The sequence below is a fragment of the Arthrobacter sp. B2I5 genome (assembly GCF_030816735.1).
GTDB lineage: Bacteria > Actinomycetota > Actinomycetes > Actinomycetales > Micrococcaceae > Arthrobacter.
Map to the genome: position 1 here is coordinate 2,087,343 of NZ_JAUSYF010000001.1, position 18,073 is coordinate 2,105,415.

An 18,073-nucleotide genomic window follows, 5' to 3' on the forward strand; every position below is an offset into this window, starting at 1 on the left:
CCTACAGAGATTCCAGGATCGCGACGACGCCCTGGCCGCCGGCTGCGCAGACGGACACCAGGCCGCGGGCAGGACGTCCGGTGGAAGCCGCCTTGGCGTGGAGCATCTTGGCGAGGGTGCCAACGATGCGGCCACCGGTCGCCGCAAACGGGTGGCCTGCTGCGAGCGAGGACCCGTTGACGTTGAGGCGCGAGCGGTCAATGCTGCCAAAAGCACCGTCCAGGCCGAGGCGTGTACGGCCGAAGTCTTCGTCCTCCCATGCGGCCAGGGTACTGAGGACGGTAGCGGCGAATGCTTCGTGGATTTCGAAGTAGTCGAAGTCCGCCAAGGTAAGGTTTTGGCGAGCCAGGAGCCTGGGAACGGCGAACACGGGGGCCATCAGCAGCCCGTCCTTGCCGTGGACGAAGTCCACCGCCGCAGCTTCGGCGTCCACCACTGCCGCCAGTTTGGGCAGGTCGCGGGCATCTGCCCATTCATCGGATGCCAGCAGCACGGTGGAGGCACCGTCGGTGAGTGGTGTTGAGTTTCCTGCCGTCATGGTTGCATCCGCCCCAAGGTTCCGGCCAAACACCGGCTTCAGGGACGCGAGCTTCTCAAGGGACGTGTCGGCCCGAAGGTTGCCGTCCCGCGTCAGTCCGCGGTAGGGGGTCATGAGGTCATCGAAGAAGCCGGACTCGTAGGCGGCCGCAAGGTTGTGGTGGCTGTTCAGGGCCAGTTCGTCCTGTGCTTCCCGCGGGATCTTCCATTGCGCTGTGGTGAGGGCCTGGTGCTCGCCCATGCTCAAGCCGGTACGTGGCTCGGCCGTGCCGGGCGCCAGGGGGGCCAGGTCTTTGGGCCGCAGCCGGCCAAGGACCTGCAGCCGCTGGGGAAGTGTCTTGGCCCGGTGAAGGTCCAGGACCACCTCGCGCAGTCCCTCACTGACCACCACCGGGGCGTCGGAGGCTGAATCCACTCCGCCGGCAATGGCCGAATCGATCTGCCCGAGCTTGATCTTGTTGGACAGGCCAACCACGGTTTCGAGGCCTGTGGCGCAGGCCTGCTGAAGGTCGTAGACAGGGGTCTCGGCGGAAAGCGCCGAGCCCAGGACGGCTTCACGGGTGAGATTGAAATCCCTGGAGTGCTTGAGGACGGCACCGGCCGCCACCTGGCCGATCCGTTCATCCTGGAGGCCGAAGCGCGCGATCAGGCCGTCCAGGGCGGCAGTCAGCATGTCCTGGTTGGACGATTTTGCGTAAGCACCGCCGGCGCGGGCGAACGGAATCCGGTTCGCTCCGACGATCACTGCCCTGCGGGTTGTGGGGGCCTCGGCCCGGGGTGATCCCTCTGGTGCGGGGGTTGACTGTCCGTCTATGGACATGGATGGCTCCTCTGGTCACAAGTGGTTACCGATACCCAGCGTACCTGATACGCTGGGTATCGTGAACTTCCCGGACACAACTCTCTCCGCGGCCATGGAGCCTCCGACTTCCGCAGCCCCTGACGGACGGTCCTCCCGCTGGCAGAGCCACCGGGAGGAGCGGCGCCGCGAACTGATTAAGCAGGCCCGCCGTGCGGTGCACGCACTGGGCAGTGATGCCTCCATGGAGGACATTGCAACGGCTGCCGGTACCTCGAAATCAGTCTTCTACCGGTATTTCGGGGACAAGGCAGGGCTGCAGCAGGCCGTGGGCGAAGTTGTCCTCAGCCAAATGCAGCACCGAATCCAGGAAGCAGCCCAAAGTGCCGTCACTCCCCGGGAAGGTCTGTTGGCCATGGTGTCGGCCTATCTGCAAATGGCGGACACCAGCCCCAACGTCTATGCGTTCGTCACCAGCTATGCCCCTGCGGACCCTTCCAGCCCGCCACATCCGGCCGCCCCGGGCGGCCCTCTGGGGCACTTCTTTGACGCCATCGCCGACATGATCGCCACCCCCATGCGGTCGCACCTGGGCGACGTCGGGGAAACCGTCATCGGCTACTGGCCCAAGGCGGCAATCGGCCTGGTGCGGAACGCCGGCGAGCAATGGCTCAGCACCCCGGACTCCCCCGCCAAGCCAACCCAGGAGACCATGGCCCGCCAGATCACGGCGTGGCTATGCGTAGGCATAGCCCCGGAACTCACTCCCGCACCATCGACCACAAAGTTATCCGCCAAAGAAGGACTGTGACATGACTGACGTAGTGGACCGCCCTGCCCGCAAGGGACTTCGCCCCGAGGCAACCCCCGCAGCCACACCCACGGGCAACAGCCCTGCCCCCGCCGTCGACGTCGAGGCATTGGGGCGGCAGCTCCTGGGCAAATGGGCCGACGTGCGACGCCAGGCAAGGGAGCTGGCAGCCAGGCCGGAACTGCACAAGATCGAGGGACTGACGCATACAGAGCACCGCACCCGGGTGTTCGGCCAGCTGAAATACCTCGTGGACCATGAAGCTGTCCACCGCGCCTTTCCGGCAGAGCTGGGCGGCGCCGACGACCACGGCGGAAACATCGCCGGGTTCGAGGAACTGGTGGTGGCTGACCCTTCGCTGCAGATCAAGGCGGGCGTCCAGTGGGGTCTCTTTGGATCCGCGGTGATGCACCTGGGCACCGCAGAACACCACACCAAGTGGCTGCCCGGAATCATGAACCTGGAAATTCCGGGCTGCTTCGCCATGACCGAAACCGGCCATGGCTCGGACGTGGCAAGCATTGCCACCACCGCAACCTATGACCCCGCCACCGAAGAGTTCATCATCCACACCCCGTTCCGGGCGGCCTGGAAGGACTACATCGGCAACGCCGCCATCGACGGCCTGGGCGCTGTTGTCTTCGCCCAGCTGGTCACCCGCGGCGTCAACCACGGGGTGCACGCCTTCTACGTCGACCTGCGGGACCCGGCCACCAAGGAATTCCCGCCCGGAATCGGCGGGGAGGACGACGGCATCAAGGGCGGCCTGAACGGCATCGACAACGGCCGGCTGCACTTCACCAATGTCCGCATTCCACGGACACACCTCCTGAACCGGTACGGCAACGTCGACGCCGACGGAACCTACACCTCGCCCATCGCCAGCCCCGGCCGGCGCTTCTTCACCATGCTGGGAACGCTGGTCCAGGGCCGGGTGTCGCTGGACGGAGCCGCCGTCGCAGCTTCCAAGGTGGCACTGAAAGCGGCCATCCAGTACGCCACGGAACGCCGCCAGTTCAACGCCTCCTCGCACACGGAGGAAGAGGTCCTGCTGGACTACCAGCGGCACCAGCGGCGCCTGTTCACCCGGCTTGCCACCACTTACGCGGCCGGCTTTGCGCACGAGCAGCTGCTGCAGAAGTTCGACGATGTCTTCTCCGGCACCCACGACACGGACGCGGACCGCCAGGACCTAGAAACCCTGGCCGCGGCACTGAAGCCCCTGAGCACCTGGCACGCCCTGGACACCCTGCAGGAATGCCGGGAAGCCTGCGGCGGCGCCGGCTTCCTGATCGAAAACCGGTTCGCGTCGCTGCGCGCCGACCTCGATGTGTATGCCACCTTCGAGGGCGACAACACGGTGCTGCTCCAGCTGGTGGCCAAGCGCCTGCTGGCTGATTACGCCAAGGAATTCCGCAGCGTGGACTTTGGCGTGCTGGCCCGCTACGTGGTGAACCAGGCAGCGGGCGCAGCCGTCCACCGCACCGGGCTGCGCCAGGTGGCCCAGTTCGTGGCCGACACCGGGTCCGTCCAGAAAGCTGCGATCGCGCTGCGGGACGAGGAAGGCCAGCGCGCCCTCCTGACTGACAGGGTGCAGACCATGGTGGCCGAGGCCGGGGCCGCCCTGAAGGGCAGCAAGCGGCTGCCGCAGGACAAGGGCGCCGCTCTGTTCAACCGGCACCAGAACGAACTCATCGACGCCGCCCAGGCGCATGCCGAACTGCTGCAGTGGGAGGCGTTCACGAAAGCCCTGCGGCAGGTGGACGATCCCGGGACCAGGAAGGTCCTGACCTGGCTCCGGGACCTCTTTGGCCTGTCGCTGATCGAAAAGAACCTGTCCTGGTACCTCATGAACGGCCGGCTCTCCATGCAGCGGGCCCGCACGGTGGGCGGGTACATCAACCGGCTGCTGGAGCGGATCCGGCCGCATGCCCTGGACCTGGTGGACGCCTTCGGCTACGGCGAGGACCACGTGCGGGCAGCCATCGCCACGGGCGCCGAGAGGACGCGCCAGGACGAAGCCCGCGCACACTTCCGGAGCGAGCGGGCCAGCGGACAGTCGCCCGTGGACGAAAAGGTCCTGCTGGCGCGGACGGCCGGGAACCGGAAGTAGGCGTCCCCAACCCCAGCTACGACGACGGCGCCGCCCACCTTGCAAGGTGGGCGGCGCCGTCGTCGTTAACGCTTCAGGTGGGTCAGCTCTGTGCCGGCAGCACCGAGCGGTACACCTCGAGGGTGGTTTCCGTAATCGACTCCCAGGAGAAGTGCTTCTCGGCCCGCTCCCGGCCGGCCTGCCCCATGGCGCGGGCCCGCTCGGGATCGGACACCACCTCCGTGAGGGCCGCAGCGAACTCCTTGACGAACTTTTCAGGGTCCAGGGGCGTGCCGGTGCCGTCGGTGACCTGTTCCAGGTCCACCAGCAGTCCGGTCCTGCCGTGCTCAACCACCTCGGGGATGCCGCCCGTGGCGCTGGCTACCACAGCAGCGCCGCAGGCCATGGCTTCGAGGTTGACGATGCCCAGCGGCTCGTAGATGGAGGGGCAGGCGAAGGCCGTGGCATGGCTGAGCACCTGGATCAGCTCGTGGCGCGGCAGCATCCGTTCGATCAGGACAACGCCCGTGCGCTGCTTCTGCAGGTCCTCGATGAGGGCAGCGGTTTCGGCTGCCAGTTCCGGGGTGTCCGCTGCGCCCAGGCACAGGACCAACTGGACGTCGGCCGGAAGTTTCGCGGCCGCCCGCAGAAGGTAGGGGACGCCCTTCTGCCTTGTGTTTCTTCCCACAAAGACGACGCTTGGCTTGGCGGGGTCGATGCCCAGGGCACGGACGGCGTCGTCGTTTTCATCACGCTGCCACAGCTCCACGTCGATGCCGTTGTGGACCACTCGGACCTTTGCCGGATCCACGTTGGGGTAGCTGCGCAGGATGTCCTGGCGCATGCCCTCGGACACGGCGATGATGGCCGCTGCCGCTTCATAGGCAGTCTTTTCCACCCAGGAAGAGAGGGCGTAGCCGCCGCCCAGCTGCTCAGCCTTCCAAGGCCGCAGCGGCTCGAGGCTGTGGGCGCTGAGAACATGCGGAATTCCGTGCAGCAGGGAGGCAAGATGCCCCGCCATGTTGGCGTACCAGGTGTGCGAATGGACCAGGTCCGCGCCTTCGACGTCCGGCACAATGCGCAGGTCCACGCCCAGGGTCTGCACCGCCGCGTTCGCCCCGCCGAGGTCCTCCGGGACCTGGTACGACGTCACCGCCGCGCCATGGTAATCGGCGTCGCGGGGAGCGCCAAACGCACGAACCTGCAGGTCAACGTGCTTGCTAAGCACCCTGCTCAATTCGGCGACATGCACCCCGGCGCCACCGTAGATCTCGGGCGGGAACTCTTTAGTCACAATGTCTATTCGCACAAGACCCAAGGTAGTCCTTCACGCATAACTGTTCTAGTGTGAAGGAGTCCGGGCCTACCGGACTGTCTTGGGGAGTTACGAAGGCGTACAGGAGCGACCATCATGCCGTTAACGAAAAAAGTCCTGGCCATTGTCCTCGCAGGTGGCGAGGGAAACAGGCTGATGCCACTGACGGCAGACCGGGCCAAGCCCGCCGTGCCCTTCGCCGGCAGCTACCGCCTTATTGACTTCGCGTTGTCCAACCTGGTCAATTCCCGCTACCTCCAGATCGTGGTGCTCACCCAGTACAAGTCGCACAGCCTCGACCGGCACATCTCCGAGACCTGGCGGATGTCCACCCAGCTGGGCAACTACATTGCTTCCGTTCCTGCGCAGCAGCGCGTGGGCAAGAGCTGGTTCCTGGGCAGCGCCAACGCCATCTACCAGTCCCTGAACCTCATCCACGACGCCAACCCGGACATCGTGGTGGTGGTCGGAGCGGACCACGTGTACCGGATGGACTTCGCCCAGATGGTGGCCCAACACGTGAACAGCGGAGCCAAGGCAACCGTCGCGGCCGTACGGCAGCCCCTTCACATGGCCGACCAGTTCGGCGTCATCGAAGTGGACCAGAACGACCCCCAGAAGATCGCCGCCTTCGTGGAAAAGCCCGCCAGCACCCCCGGGCTTGCCGCAGATCCTTCCCAGTTCCTGGCCTCCATGGGCAACTACGTGTTCGACGCCGACGCCCTGGTGGCCGCGCTGCATGTCGATGCCGAGCGCCTGGACACCAAGCACGACATGGGCGGGGACATCATTCCGTACTTCGTGAACCAGGGCGAGGCGGGTGTCTACGACTTCACGCTCAACGACATCCCCGGCTCCACCGAACGCGACCGGACCTACTGGCGCGACGTTGGCACCATCGACTCCTTCTACGACGCCCACATGGACCTCATCTCCCCGCTGCCCGTGTTCAACCTCTACAACTCCGAATGGCCCATCTACACCCGGCAGAGCATTTCCCCGCCGGCCAAGTTTGTCAGGGGCCAGAACAACACCGTGGGTACCGCCCTGGACTCCATCGTTGCCAACGGTGTGGTGATCTCCGGCGGCATCGTGGAAGGCTCGGTGCTCTCCAACGACGTCTACGTGGCCAGCAGCGGCCGGGTCATCGACTCGGTCCTGATGGACAAGGTGCAGGTGGGGGCAGGGGCAGTGATCAACCGCGCCATCCTGGACAAGAACGTCAAGGTCCCTGCCGGTGCCGCCATCGGGCTGGACGCGGACCTTGACCGGGCACGCGGCTTCAAGGTCACCGAGTCCGGCATCACGGTCCTGTCCAAAGGCCAGGAAGTCCCGGAACCGGGCGATGAGGAACGCCAGCTCGCTGCCAGGCACCTGAGCCAGCTCCCCAGTGCCGTGAAGGCCGCCGCTGACCAATACCCCGATATGCGCGAGGCTGCGGACAAGGTGGCCAGCACTCACGCGGCCGCAGCCGCGGAGGCGGCGCCCGGCGCCCGGGTTTCCTGACCCGGACTCCGACTTCTCTGCAGCGCTTGCGGGCCGGGACACCACCGATGGTGTCCCGGCCCGCGGCGTACGCTGTAAAATTTTCCCAATGAGCTCCCCCGATCTGACCCCTGAGGACATCCAGGCCTGCCTCAAGGTCCTGAACACCATCCACGCGTACGACGAGGAGCACCCGGACTACATCTCGGTGCGCCGCGCCACCGGAAAGATGTTCAAGGCGGTCAAGCGCCACCGCAGGGTCAGCAAGCGGGATTCCATTGCCGACGCCGACCGCGCCGTCATTGCCCAAACGGCCACCGCCGCGCCGGACCGGATCGACGACGAGACCCGCGGCAACAAGCTGGCACCGTCCGCCACCGGCAAGATCGCGGGCCACCTCATCCGGTCCCGCCCCTGCTACATCTGCAAGCAGCACTACACCCAGGTGGACGCCTTCTACCACCAGCTCTGCCCGGAATGCGCTTCCTTCAGCCACAGCAAGCGAGACGCCCGGACCGATCTGACCGGCCGGCGGGCGCTGCTGACCGGCGGCCGCGCAAAAATCGGGATGTACATCGCCCTCCGGCTGCTGCGCGACGGGGCGCACACCACCATCACCACCCGCTTCCCCAAGGACGCAGCCCGCCGCTTCGCCGCCATGGAAGACAGCGGCGAATGGCTGCACCGGCTCCGGATCGTGGGCATCGACCTGCGGGACCCGGCCCAGGTCATGGCCCTGACCGACTCCCTCAACGAGGCGGGTCCGCTGGACATCATCATCAACAACGCCGCCCAGACCGTGCGCCGCTCCGGCAACGCCTACAAGCCGCTGGTGGACGCCGAGGACGAACCGCTCCCCGCGGCACTGGAGCAGGCAAACGGCGGCCCGGAACTGCTGACCTTCGGCCATGCCCATGACAAGCACCCGCTGGCGATTGCCGGCAGCGTCACCGAACACCCCGTCCTGGCCGGCGACGCCATCACATCACTGGCGTTGTCCACCGGGTCCGCCTCGCTGGAGCGGATCGCCTCCGGGACCGCGATCGACGCCGGCGGCCTGGTGCCCGATCTTGCCGCGATCAACAGCTGGACCCAGGTGGTGGACGAAGTGGATCCGCTCGAAATGCTCGAGGTTCAGCTCTGCAACGTCACTGCGCCCTTCCTGCTGGTCAGCCGGCTGCGCGGAGCCATGAAGCGATCCACCGCGCGGCGGAAGTACATCGTGAACGTCTCCGCTATGGAAGGCCAGTTCTCCCGGGCCTACAAGGGGCCGGGACATCCGCACACGAATATGGCCAAGGCCGCGCTGAACATGATGACCCGCACCAGCGCCCAGGAAATGCTGGACACTGACGGCATCCTGATGACCGCCGTCGATACCGGCTGGATCACGGACGAACGCCCCCACTTCACCAAGGTCCGGCTCATGGAGGAAGGCTTCCACGCGCCCCTTGACCTGGTGGACGGCGCCGCACGGGTTTACGACCCCATCGTCATGGGCGAGAACGGCGAGGACCAGTACGGCGTCTTCCTGAAGGATTACAAGCCCAGCCCCTGGTGAAAGGCGTATGCTCACGGCATGAGCAACGAGTCATCCACCCAAGTCCAAAACCTCGAACACCATGAATGCTGGGCCCTGCTGCGGACCGTGTCCGTGGGCAGGCTGGCGGTGCTGGTGGATGGGCGCCCGGACATCTTCCCGGTCAACTACACGGTGGACAGCGGCACGCTGGTCTTCCGGACCAGCCAGGGAACCAAGCTGTCGGCAGCGTCCGGTGATGCCCCCGTGGCCGTGGAGGCGGATGGTGTGGACCCAGAATCGGGCCTGGCCTGGAGCGTGGTAATCAAGGGCACTGCGGCCCTGGTCAAGAGCGCTGAGGATGTGCTCGAAACCTCCCGCCTGTACCTCTTCCCCTGGCAGTCGGGGCGGAAGGATGCCTTCGTCCGCATCACCCCGGATTCGGTCACCGGCCGCCGCTTCCAGGTCACCGATCCCATGACGTGGTGGACCCAGATCAGCAGCGCCGCCAGGACGGCCCCGGAATAAAGCCGGCGGCATCAAGTTCCCCGGCCGCTACGGCCGGGGAACTTGGCGCCTTACGCGAGCTGGGTGATCTCCACGCTGACGTTCAGGGCGGACCCGCCGCCGCCGGACAGGATGCCCTTGAGCGGGGGCACGTCCCGGTAATCCCTTCCGCGTGCCACCGTGACGTGGAAGTCGCCGGCGGGTTTGTGGTTGGTGGGGTCCCAGCTGCGCCAGTCACCGTCCCACCATTCCAACCAGGCATGCGACTGTCCCGCCACGGTCTCGCCGATTCCGGCGCTGGACCGCGGGTGCAGGTAGCCGGAGACGTAGCGGGCCGGAATGCCGCAGCTGCGCAGCGCCCCGATGGCCAGGTGAGCCAGGTCCTGGCACACCCCCTGGCGCTGGCCCCAGGCCTCCTCCGCGTTGGTGGTGACAGCGGTGGAGCCGGACATGTACGTCATCTCCCCCCGCATCCAGGCAAACACGGCCATGGCAGCTTCGTGCGGGTTCTTCCCCGCGACGACGTCCGGGATGATGCCCAGCACTTCGTCACCCGGCCCGCTCAACCGGGACTGCGGCAGCCAGTCACTGAACGTGTCCAGCGTTTCCGGTGCGGCCAGGACGTCCCAGCCCACGATGTCCGCTTCCGCCGGAATCTTCCCGGCCCGGTGCACCTCCACCGTGATGTTTGAGACCACCTCAAGGTTCTCGTGCGGCATCTGCATATCAAAGGCCGTGACCCTGGTCCCCCAGTAGTCGCGGTAGGTGCTCACCGCCGCCTGGGACGGGGACACCTTCACCACGGACTCCAGCACCACCTGCTGCGAATCCGTCAGCGGCGTCATCCGGGCCTCGTTGTAGGACAGGGTGACGCGCTTGTTGTACTTGTAGGCCGTCCTGTGGACGATGCTCAACCGGGTCATGACACTTCTCCCACCCAGGCCAGTTCGTCCGCCTGATTGAAGTACTTACGGGAAATGGCGTCCGAGGCCTGGGACACTGCCTTCTGGACCCGTTCCATGTGCTCGGGCAGCTCGGACATGAGGTCGTCCGTCCGGTGGAACTCAAGGAAGGTCCTTGCCTGCCCCACGATGCGGCGGGCATCGTTGATGAAACCCACCCGCTGCGCGGACGGGTCCAGCTTTGCCAGGCACTCGTCCGCGTCCCGCAGCGCGTAGACGATGGAGCGCGGAAAGAGCCGGTCCAGCAGCAGGAATTCGGCGGCGTGCTGGTCACCGAACGCGGCGCGGCGGGTGCGCAGGAAGGACTCGTAGGCACCGGCGCAGCGCAGCATGTTCACCCAGGACATGCCGGCGGAGAGCACGTCGCGGGTGGAGAGCATCCGGGCAGTCATGTCCGCGCGTTCCAGGGAACGGCCCAGGACCAGGAAGAGCCAGCTTTCGTCGTGGCTCACCGTGGTGTCGGCAAGGCCGCTGACCATGGCAGTGCGTTCCAGGGTCCAGTTGCAGAAGCGGTAGGTGCCCACCACGTCCTTGCGGTGCTGGCTCAGGCCGTAGTAGGTGGTGTTCAGGCTCTCCCAGAGGCCCGAAGACACGGTTTCCCGGGCCCGGCGGGCATTCTCACGGGCTGCGCCCAGTGAGCCGGCGATGGACGTGGCGCTGGTCTTGTCATAAGCCAGGGCATGGAGCAGTTCGGGCAGGCCGAAATCCTCGCTTTGGGGCCGCGCGCCCATGACCGCCAGCAGTTCCTGGGCGACGCTCCTGCGCTCGTCCATGGGGAGGTGGTTCAGGCGTTCCAGGTGTACATCAAGGATGCGGGCGGTACCGTCCGCCCGTTCCACATAGCGGCCGATCCAAAACAGGGACTCGGCAATTCGGCTAAGCATTCGCGGCTACCTCCTGCGCGCCCGGAACGGTGTAAGGGAAATGTCCGACGGCGGCGCGGCTCACTGCTGCTGCTCCGACTGGCGGTCGCGCCAGTTGCTTTCCACCGGCCATACGGAGACCCGTTCACGGACCGTGACGGACTGGCGGGGAACGGTTTCCACCGGCATCTGGGGTGAATCTGCAAGCACCCAGGTGTCTTTGGATCCGCCGCCCTGGCTGGAGTTGACGATCAGGGACCCTTCCTTGAGCGCTACGCGAGTCAGGCCGCCCGGGAGGACCCAGACGTTGTCGCCGTCGTTGACGGCAAAGGGCCTCAGGTCCACGTGCCGGGGGCCGAACTTGTCGCCGCTCAATGTGGGGACGGTGGAGAGCTGCAGCACCGGCTGGGCGATCCAGCCGCGGGGGTCGGCGATGACCCGCTGGCGGAGGGCGTCCAGTTCATCCCTGGAAGCATCCGGGCCGATGACCAGGCCCTTGCCGCCGGAACCGTCCACGGGCTTGACCACCAGTTCCGCGAGGTTGTCCAGGGTGTACTCCCTGGCCTCCTTCTCCTCGAGGCGGAAGGTGTCCACGTTGGCGATGATGGGCTCCTCGCTGAGGTAGTAGCGGATCAGGTCAGGCACGTAACTGTAAACCAGTTTGTCATCGGCAACGCCATTGCCCACCGCGTTGGCAATGGTGACGCCACCCGCGCGGGCGGCGTTGACCAGGCCGGGGCAGCCGAGCATGGAGTCGGAGCGGAACTGGAGGGGGTCCAGGAAGTCGTCGTCGATCCGTTTGTAGATGACGTCCACGCGCTGTTCACCAGCGGTGGTGCGCATGTAGACGCGGTTGCCGCGGCAGATCAGGTCGCGGCCCTCCACCAGCTCAACGCCCATCAGGCCGGCCAGGAGGGTGTGCTCGAAGTAGGCGCTGTTGAACACGCCCGGGGTCAGGACGACGACGGTGGGATCGTCGACGCCGGCCGGTGCGGTCTTGCGCAGGGCAGAGAGCAGCCTGCGGGGATATTCCTCAACCGGCCGGATGAGCTGCTGGCCGAAGGCTTCCGGCAGGCCCTTGGCCATGGCGCGCCGGTTCTCCAGCACGTAGCTGACCCCGGAGGGTACGCGGACGTTGTCCTCCAGCACGCGGAACGTGCCGGCGGCGTCGCGGACAACGTCGATGCCCGAGATGTGGACCCGGACCCCGCCCGCCGGTTCGAAGCCGTGGACCTGCCGGTGGAAGTGTGCGCTGGTGGTTACCAGCTGGCGCGGGATCACGCCGTCGGACACCACGGTCATTTTGTCGTAGACGTCGTTCAGGAAGGCTTCCAGGGCACGGACCCGCTGGGCGACCCCCTTTTCCAGGACGTCCCACTCGGCCGCCGGGATGACGCGGGGCACGATGTCGAGCGGAAAGGGCCGCTCCTCACCCGCGTAGTCGAATGTCACCCCGCGGTCCAGGAAGGTGCGCGCCATGGAGTCGGCGCGTGCGGTGACGTCCGCCAGGGAGAGCTTCCGGAGTGCGTCCGCCACCTGCCCGTACGAGTCCCTGGCCTGTTGCCCCGGGGCGAACATCTCGTCGTAGGCTCCGGTGCGGCCGGCGGCCTCGGAGTAATCCTGGAATAGGTCTGACATGTCCAATAGCCAACCATCTTTTTGTTTCGAATTCATTACTGCCATCCATTGTGGCGTGTTGGCGCCAATGGCCCGGTTCGTACTTTACGGGCCTCGTCGGGCACAGTAGGTGAGTGCCAGACAGCAGAAGCCTCCCAGCGCCGGGCCACGGCCGTTCCGGTCCGCGGATTGCCCGCCTGGTTCCGGGGCTGCTGACCGCCGCTGCCGCTGTTGCGGCGGCCTTCCTATGGCATGGACTGCTGCCGGCCCTGCCGGCAATGACCCTCGCTGTGGTCCTGGGCGTTCTGGCCGCCAACCTGCCCGGCGCCGGCACCTGGACGGGAGGCCGGGCACGGCCGGGGCTGGACTTCGCCGGCAAGCACCTGATGCGCGGGGGAATCGTACTCCTGGGCCTGAAGGTCAGCGTCATGGATGTTCTGGGCCTCGGCTGGGTGTCCCTGGTCCTGATTGTGGGCGTGGTGGCAGCCAGTTTCGGCGGGACGTATGCGATTTCGCGCTTGTTCCGCCTTCCGCCTGTGACCTCACTGTTGGTAGCCACGGGATTTTCCATCTGTGGTGCCTCCGCCATTGGCGCCATGGCCGCCGTCCGCCGCATCCGGCACGCGGAAACCGTCCTGCCCGTGGCCCTGGTCACCCTGTGCGGCACGCTCGCCATCGGCGTCCTCCCCCTCCTCGCGCAACCCTTGGGGCTCACGGCCACAGTGTTCGGAGCCTGGACCGGCGCGTCGGTCCACGATGTGGGCCAGGTGGTGGCCACGGCGCAAACCGCCGGGACCGCTGCCCTGGCGGTCGCCGTCGTCGTCAAACTCACCCGCGTGCTGCTGCTGGCCCCCGTCGCCGCGCTGGCAGGTGCCCACCACAGAAACGGGGTGCGTGCCCTGGGCGCCGAAGATGGCGTGGACGAGAAAATGCCGCCCCTGGTGCCGCTGTTCGTCCTGGGCTTCGTTGCCATGGTGGTGCTGCGCTCCACAAGCTGGCTGTCCGCGGGCTGGCTCGACCTGGGGGCCGCCCTGCAGGACATCCTGCTGGGCGCGGCCCTGTTTGGCCTTGGCTCTGCGGTCCGTATCCGCGCCCTGCTCCACACCGGCGGACCGGCACTCCTGGCGGCACTCGCCTCATGGCTCCTGATTGCCGTGCTGGGCCTGGCTGTGGCCTTCCTGATCGCCGGCTGAGCCGATGAATCGGCACCGTGATTAGATAGCCGGGTGTCACATGAGAATCTGCAGCGCCGCGAAGCCGCCGAACGTTCAGCCCGGATCAGCACCACCAGCTACGACATCTCCCTCGATGTGCGGCAGGCAGCAGATCCAGCAGTCATGGGTTACACGAGCCGCAGCGTCATTACCTTCACCGCCGAACCCGGCGCCGGCACGTTCCTCGACTTCATCGCCGGTGACGTGCACAGCGTGTTCCTCAACGGCAAGAGCCTGCGGTTGGAGGACGTAGTGGACGGCGCACGGATCCGGCTGGACAACCTGCGGGCCGAAAACCAGGTCACGGTCACGGGAACGGCGCTCTACAGCCGTTCCGGAGAGGGCATGCACCGGTTCGTGGACCCGGCGGACGGCCAGTGCTACCTGTACACGCAGTACGAGCCTGCTGATGCGCGCCGGGTCTTCGCGAACTTCGAGCAGCCCGACCTGAAGGCGGCCTACACCTTCCACGTCATGGCACCGGCCGACTGGCAGGTGGCGTCCAACGGCTCCGAGGTCAACCGGACCCTGCTGACCAGCGATCCCGCGACGGCGTGCTGGGACTTCGCCACCACCCTGCCGATGTCCACCTACATCACCACCATCCTGGCCGGGCCGTACTTCAAGGCAGAGGACCGCTGGCAGGCAACGCTCGACGACGGCACCCAGCTGGACGTCCCGCTCGCCCTCTACTGCCGCGCATCCATGGCGGACTCCTTCGACACCGAGGAGCTCTTCAGCCTGACGAAAAAGGGGCTGGACTTCTTCAACCGCCTTTTCGACTTCCCCTACCCCTGGGGCAAGTACGACCAGGCGTTCGTTCCCGAATACAACCTCGGCGCCATGGAGAACCCGGGACTGGTCACGTTCACGGAAAGCTACGTGTTCACCTCCCGGGCCACGGACGCCCAGTACCAGGCCCGCGCCAACACCCTGATGCACGAGATGGCGCACATGTGGTTCGGCGACCTTGTGACCATGCAGTGGTGGGACGACCTGTGGCTGAAGGAGTCCTTCGCCGACTACATGGGAACCCTCGGTGTTGACCGGGCCACGGACTGGGACACGGCCTGGGTCAACTTCGCCAACAAACGCAAAGCCTGGGCCTACGTGCAGGACCAGCTCCCCACCACCCATCCCATCGTGGCGGACATCCCGGACCTTGAAGCGGCAAAGCAGAACTTCGACGGCATCACCTACGCAAAGGGCGCCTCTGTGCTGAAGCAGCTGGTGGCCTACGTGGGCTTCGACGCGTTCATCGCCGGATCGCGGGAGTACTTCCGGAAGCATGCCTACGGCAACACGTCGCTGGCCGACCTCCTGGCTTCCCTGGCTGCGGCGTCGGGGCGGGACCTGTCCGGATGGGCACGGCAGTGGCTGCAGACCTCCGGAATTTCCAGCTTGTCCTTGGAGTTCGCAGCTTCCAGTGCAACGGGCGACGACGGCGTGCCGGGGCGGGTGGCCATCGTCCAGGAAGCGGTGGATCCGGTGACAGGACGCGAGGAGCTGCGCCCGCACCGGCTCCGGGTGGGTTCCTACGACTTCGACGCCGGCGGCGCCCTGGTGCGGACCGGGAGCATCGAAACCGATGTGGCCGGCGCGCGGACGGAGCTCGCCCAGCTCGACGGGCAGCAGCGGCCGGCGCTGCTGCTGGTCAACGACGAGGACCTCACTTACGCCAAGGTGCGGCTGGACCCGGTATCTGAAGCAACGGTCCGCGCCTCCCTGGACCGGGTCACGGACCCCATGGCGCGTGCCCTGTGCTGGACTGCGCTCTGGAACTCCGCCCGGGACGGCGAGAGCCCGGCATCGTTGTACGTTGACGCCGTGACGGCCTTTGGTCCGGCTGAAACCGGAATCGGGGTCCTGCTGAACATCCTGGACAACGCCACCACCGCCGTCGAACGTTACACACCGGCAGACGCCCGCATGAGTGTCCGTGCTTCCTTCCTTGCGGCCGCAGCGGGCGAGCTGGACCGGGCTGTTCCCGGGTCTGACGCACAGCTTGCCTGGGCCCGCACCCTTGCCGCCCTCAGCCGTCATGATGCGGCAGCACTCCCCCGGCTCCGTGGCCTGCTGGATGGCACGGCACCGGTGGAGGGCCTGTCCGTGGACGCTGAGCTGCGCTGGCAGCTGTGGCATGCACTCGCCGCCAACGGAGAGGCCAGCGCAGCGGAGCTCGACGCCGAGCTGGCGCGGGACACCACCGCCTCCGGCCGCGCCGGCCACGCAACCGCCATGGCATCCCGCCCGGACCCGGCGGTCAAGGCCGCCGCCTGGGAGGCCGCCGTTCACAGGAATGAGCTTTCCAACCAGCTCCTCACGGCCACCATCAGCGGCTTCAGCACCGCGCCGCCGGCGTTGCTGGAGCCGTACCTGGAGCCCTACTTCGACTGCCTGCTGGCTGTCTGGGATGAGCGCAGCATCGAAATCGCCAGCCGGATTGTCCGCGGCCTCTATCCCGCCGCGCAGGACCTGGCAGCCGGCACCCGCCCCGGGGACCATCCGGTGGTCCGGCGGACGGATGACTGGCTGGCAGCCAACCCTGACGCGCCGCACGCCCTGCGCCGGATCATCATAGAGCAGCGCAGCCACCTGCTGCGCGCACTCACCGCGCAGGCCGCCGTCGTTCCCCACCGGCCCCCTAACCTCGCTGCGCTCGGCCAGGGAACCCCGCCGACGTGGGGCGCCCACCACCCATCGATTGCTCCGTAACTGCCGTTTTCCCCGCCCAAAACGACCAGTATGGAGCAGTCGATGGGGCTAGGGAACCCGGTGGAGCCATTCCCTGGTGCCGAACTTGGTGGCTACCCGTTCCTCGGCTGCCGCCAGCTCGTGTCCCGCCAGCTCTGACGGGGTTGCGCCGTAACGCTCGCTGAAGACCCCCATCATCGCCTCGATGATCGCCGTGCGGGCCAGGCCGGTTTGGCGCCGCAGCGGGTCCACCCGCTTCTTTGCGCTACGGGTGCCCTTGTCGGACAGCTTTTCCTTGCCGATCCGCAGGACCTCCACCATTTTGTCGGCGTCGATGTCGTAGCTCATGGTGACGTGGTGCAGCATGCCGCCGTTGGCCAGGCGTTTCTGCGCGGCACCGCCGATCTTCCCCTGGTCCGTGGCGATGTCGTTCAGCGGGATGTAGAAGGCATTGATGCCGAGCCGTTCCAGTGCCGCCATGACCCATGCGTCCAGGAAGGGGTAGGAGTCGGCGAAGCTGAGCCCGTCCACTAGCGTCTGCGGCAGGTAGAGCGAGTAGGTGATGCAGTTGCCGGCCTCCATGAACATCGCTCCCCCGCCGCTGATCCGGCGGACCACGTTGATGCCATGCCTCGCCACGCCCTCGGGGTCCACCTCGTTCTGCACCGACTGGAAGCTGCCGATGACCACCGACGGCTCCTGCCAGTCCCAGAAACGCAGGGTGGGCGTGCGCGCACCGGCGCCGACGGCCTCGGTGAGCACCTCGTCAAGGGCAACGTTGATTTCGGTGGGCAGCACGGTGGGCGCAATGACGTTCCACTCGTGGTCGCCCCAGGACGTTGCCTTGGCCAGGGCACGGCGGACGGTCACGGCCACGGCGTCGGCGGAGAAGCCGAACAGCACGGCTCCGGCCGGCAGGGCGGCGGTGACGGCCGCTGCCAGGTCCTTGGCAGGGGTGGTGTCCGGAAGGCCGGTCAGGGCGCGGTTGATGTCCTCCAGCGCCTCGTCCGGCTCAAGGAAGAAGTCGCCGCTGACAGAGACGTCAGCCAGGGCGCCGTCCACCACGGCCAGGTCCACTACCACCAGCTTGCCGCCCGGGACCTTGTACTCACCGTGCAGGCGCTGGTTACCGGGGGCATCATGGTCAGGAATACGTGGCTGGGTCATGCTTTCCATCCTGCCCCAGAAACCAGGTGCACGGTTAAAAGCAGAAAGCCCGCGCCGTTGCCGGTGCGGGCTTTCCATCAGACCTTGGGGAAGAAGATTACTTCTTGCCGCCGAAGCCCTTGAAGCGAGCGTTGAAGCGCTCGACGCGGCCTGCAGAGTCCATGATGCGCTGCTTGCCCGTGTAGAACGGGTGGGACTCGGAAGAGATTTCGACGTCGATGACCGGGTAGGTGTTGCCGTCTTCCCACTCGATGGTCTTATTGGAAGACACGGTGGAGCGGGTCAGGAACTTGGTGCCGGAGGCCAGGTCGTTGAAGACAACAGCTTCGTACTTCGGGTGGGTATCAGACTTCATAATGGGACCTTTGTTCGCGCAACTGGATTTTGCCAGCTGCCAGGTATGAATGGGATGGCTGGGATCTGATGCATCAGCCGAAGCTGAAAAAGCAGGACAACCAGCTATCCATCATAGCCGATGCGGGAGGGTGTGA

14 protein-coding genes are annotated in these 18,073 nt (G+C 66.5%); 7 read left to right on the plus strand and 7 right to left on the minus strand.

Going from position 1 to position 18,073, the window contains the following annotated elements; all coding sequences use genetic code 11:
• Nucleotide 1: 1 nt before the first annotated feature.
• Nucleotides 2-1,357, minus strand: coding sequence for an acetyl-CoA C-acetyltransferase (locus QFZ60_RS09985; protein WP_307090173.1), 1,356 nt, complete (start codon nucleotides 1,355-1,357; stop codon nucleotides 2-4).
• 94 nt (nucleotides 1,358-1,451) lie between these two features.
• Between QFZ60_RS09985 and QFZ60_RS09990 the strand changes: the two genes are divergently transcribed.
• Together QFZ60_RS09990 and QFZ60_RS09995 are read left to right on the plus strand one after the other, a co-directional pair.
• Nucleotides 1,452-2,147, plus strand: a complete 696-nt coding sequence (locus QFZ60_RS09990; RefSeq protein WP_307093281.1) for a TetR/AcrR family transcriptional regulator — start codon at nucleotides 1,452-1,454, stop codon at nucleotides 2,145-2,147.
• A gap of 1 nt (nucleotide 2,148) precedes the next feature.
• Nucleotides 2,149-4,260: an acyl-CoA dehydrogenase gene (locus QFZ60_RS09995; RefSeq protein WP_307090175.1), complete on the plus strand. Its 2,112-nt coding sequence runs from the start codon at nucleotides 2,149-2,151 to the stop codon at nucleotides 4,258-4,260.
• An 82-nt stretch (nucleotides 4,261-4,342) separates the two neighbouring features.
• Here QFZ60_RS09995 and glgA read toward each other — a convergent pair whose 3' ends face one another.
• Nucleotides 4,343-5,548, minus strand: a complete 1,206-nt coding sequence (gene glgA, locus QFZ60_RS10000) for a glycogen synthase (protein ID WP_307090177.1) — start codon at nucleotides 5,546-5,548, stop codon at nucleotides 4,343-4,345.
• Nucleotides 5,549-5,650: 102 nt separating this feature from the next.
• Between glgA and glgC the strand changes: the two genes are divergently transcribed.
• The 3 genes from glgC (at nucleotide 5,651) to QFZ60_RS10015 (ending at nucleotide 9,086) form a co-directional block, all read left to right on the plus strand.
• On the plus strand, nucleotides 5,651-7,060 hold the full coding sequence (gene glgC, locus QFZ60_RS10005; RefSeq protein ID WP_307090179.1) for a glucose-1-phosphate adenylyltransferase: 1,410 nt from the start codon (nucleotides 5,651-5,653) through the stop codon (nucleotides 7,058-7,060).
• Nucleotides 7,061-7,148: 88 nt separating this feature from the next.
• Nucleotides 7,149-8,600 (plus strand): SDR family NAD(P)-dependent oxidoreductase, encoded by a 1,452-nt coding sequence (locus QFZ60_RS10010; protein WP_307090181.1) that lies wholly within the window; start codon nucleotides 7,149-7,151, stop codon nucleotides 8,598-8,600.
• A gap of 18 nt (nucleotides 8,601-8,618) precedes the next feature.
• The gene (locus QFZ60_RS10015) at nucleotides 8,619-9,086 is read left to right on the plus strand and encodes a pyridoxamine 5'-phosphate oxidase family protein (RefSeq protein ID WP_307090183.1); all 468 of its coding nucleotides are present in this window, start codon (nucleotides 8,619-8,621) and stop codon (nucleotides 9,084-9,086) included.
• 50 nt (nucleotides 9,087-9,136) lie between these two features.
• Here the strand turns inward: QFZ60_RS10015 and QFZ60_RS10020 are convergent, their stop codons facing one another.
• From QFZ60_RS10020 to QFZ60_RS10030, 3 genes are read right to left on the minus strand one after another with little or no spacing between them, the layout of a single operon-like run.
• On the minus strand, nucleotides 9,137-9,988 hold the full coding sequence (locus QFZ60_RS10020; RefSeq protein WP_142031232.1) for a transglutaminase family protein: 852 nt from the start codon (nucleotides 9,986-9,988) through the stop codon (nucleotides 9,137-9,139).
• Nucleotides 9,985-10,911 (minus strand): alpha-E domain-containing protein, encoded by a 927-nt coding sequence (locus tag QFZ60_RS10025; protein WP_142031231.1) that lies wholly within the window; start codon nucleotides 10,909-10,911, stop codon nucleotides 9,985-9,987. The genes QFZ60_RS10020 and QFZ60_RS10025 overlap by 4 nt, the downstream gene beginning before the upstream one ends.
• Nucleotides 10,912-10,971: 60 nt before the next feature.
• The gene (locus QFZ60_RS10030) at nucleotides 10,972-12,528 is read right to left on the minus strand and encodes a circularly permuted type 2 ATP-grasp protein (protein ID WP_142121785.1); all 1,557 of its coding nucleotides are present in this window, start codon (nucleotides 12,526-12,528) and stop codon (nucleotides 10,972-10,974) included.
• 113 nt (nucleotides 12,529-12,641) lie between these two features.
• Between QFZ60_RS10030 and QFZ60_RS10035 the strand changes: the two genes are divergently transcribed.
• Nucleotides 12,642-13,700, plus strand: a complete 1,059-nt coding sequence (locus tag QFZ60_RS10035) for a YeiH family protein (protein ID WP_307090186.1) — start codon at nucleotides 12,642-12,644, stop codon at nucleotides 13,698-13,700.
• A 33-nt stretch (nucleotides 13,701-13,733) separates the two neighbouring features.
• Complete coding sequence (pepN, locus tag QFZ60_RS10040; RefSeq protein WP_307090188.1) at nucleotides 13,734-16,436, plus strand: aminopeptidase N; 2,703 nt, start codon at nucleotides 13,734-13,736, stop codon at nucleotides 16,434-16,436.
• Nucleotides 16,437-16,484: 48 nt separating this feature from the next.
• Here the strand turns inward: pepN and QFZ60_RS10045 are convergent, their stop codons facing one another.
• The gene (locus QFZ60_RS10045) at nucleotides 16,485-17,582 is read right to left on the minus strand and encodes a biotin/lipoate A/B protein ligase family protein (protein WP_307090189.1); all 1,098 of its coding nucleotides are present in this window, start codon (nucleotides 17,580-17,582) and stop codon (nucleotides 16,485-16,487) included.
• Between the two features lie 97 nt (nucleotides 17,583-17,679).
• On the minus strand, nucleotides 17,680-17,937 hold the full coding sequence (locus QFZ60_RS10050) for a type B 50S ribosomal protein L31 (RefSeq protein WP_018771158.1): 258 nt from the start codon (nucleotides 17,935-17,937) through the stop codon (nucleotides 17,680-17,682).
• Between the last annotated feature and the right edge of the window lie 136 nt (nucleotides 17,938-18,073).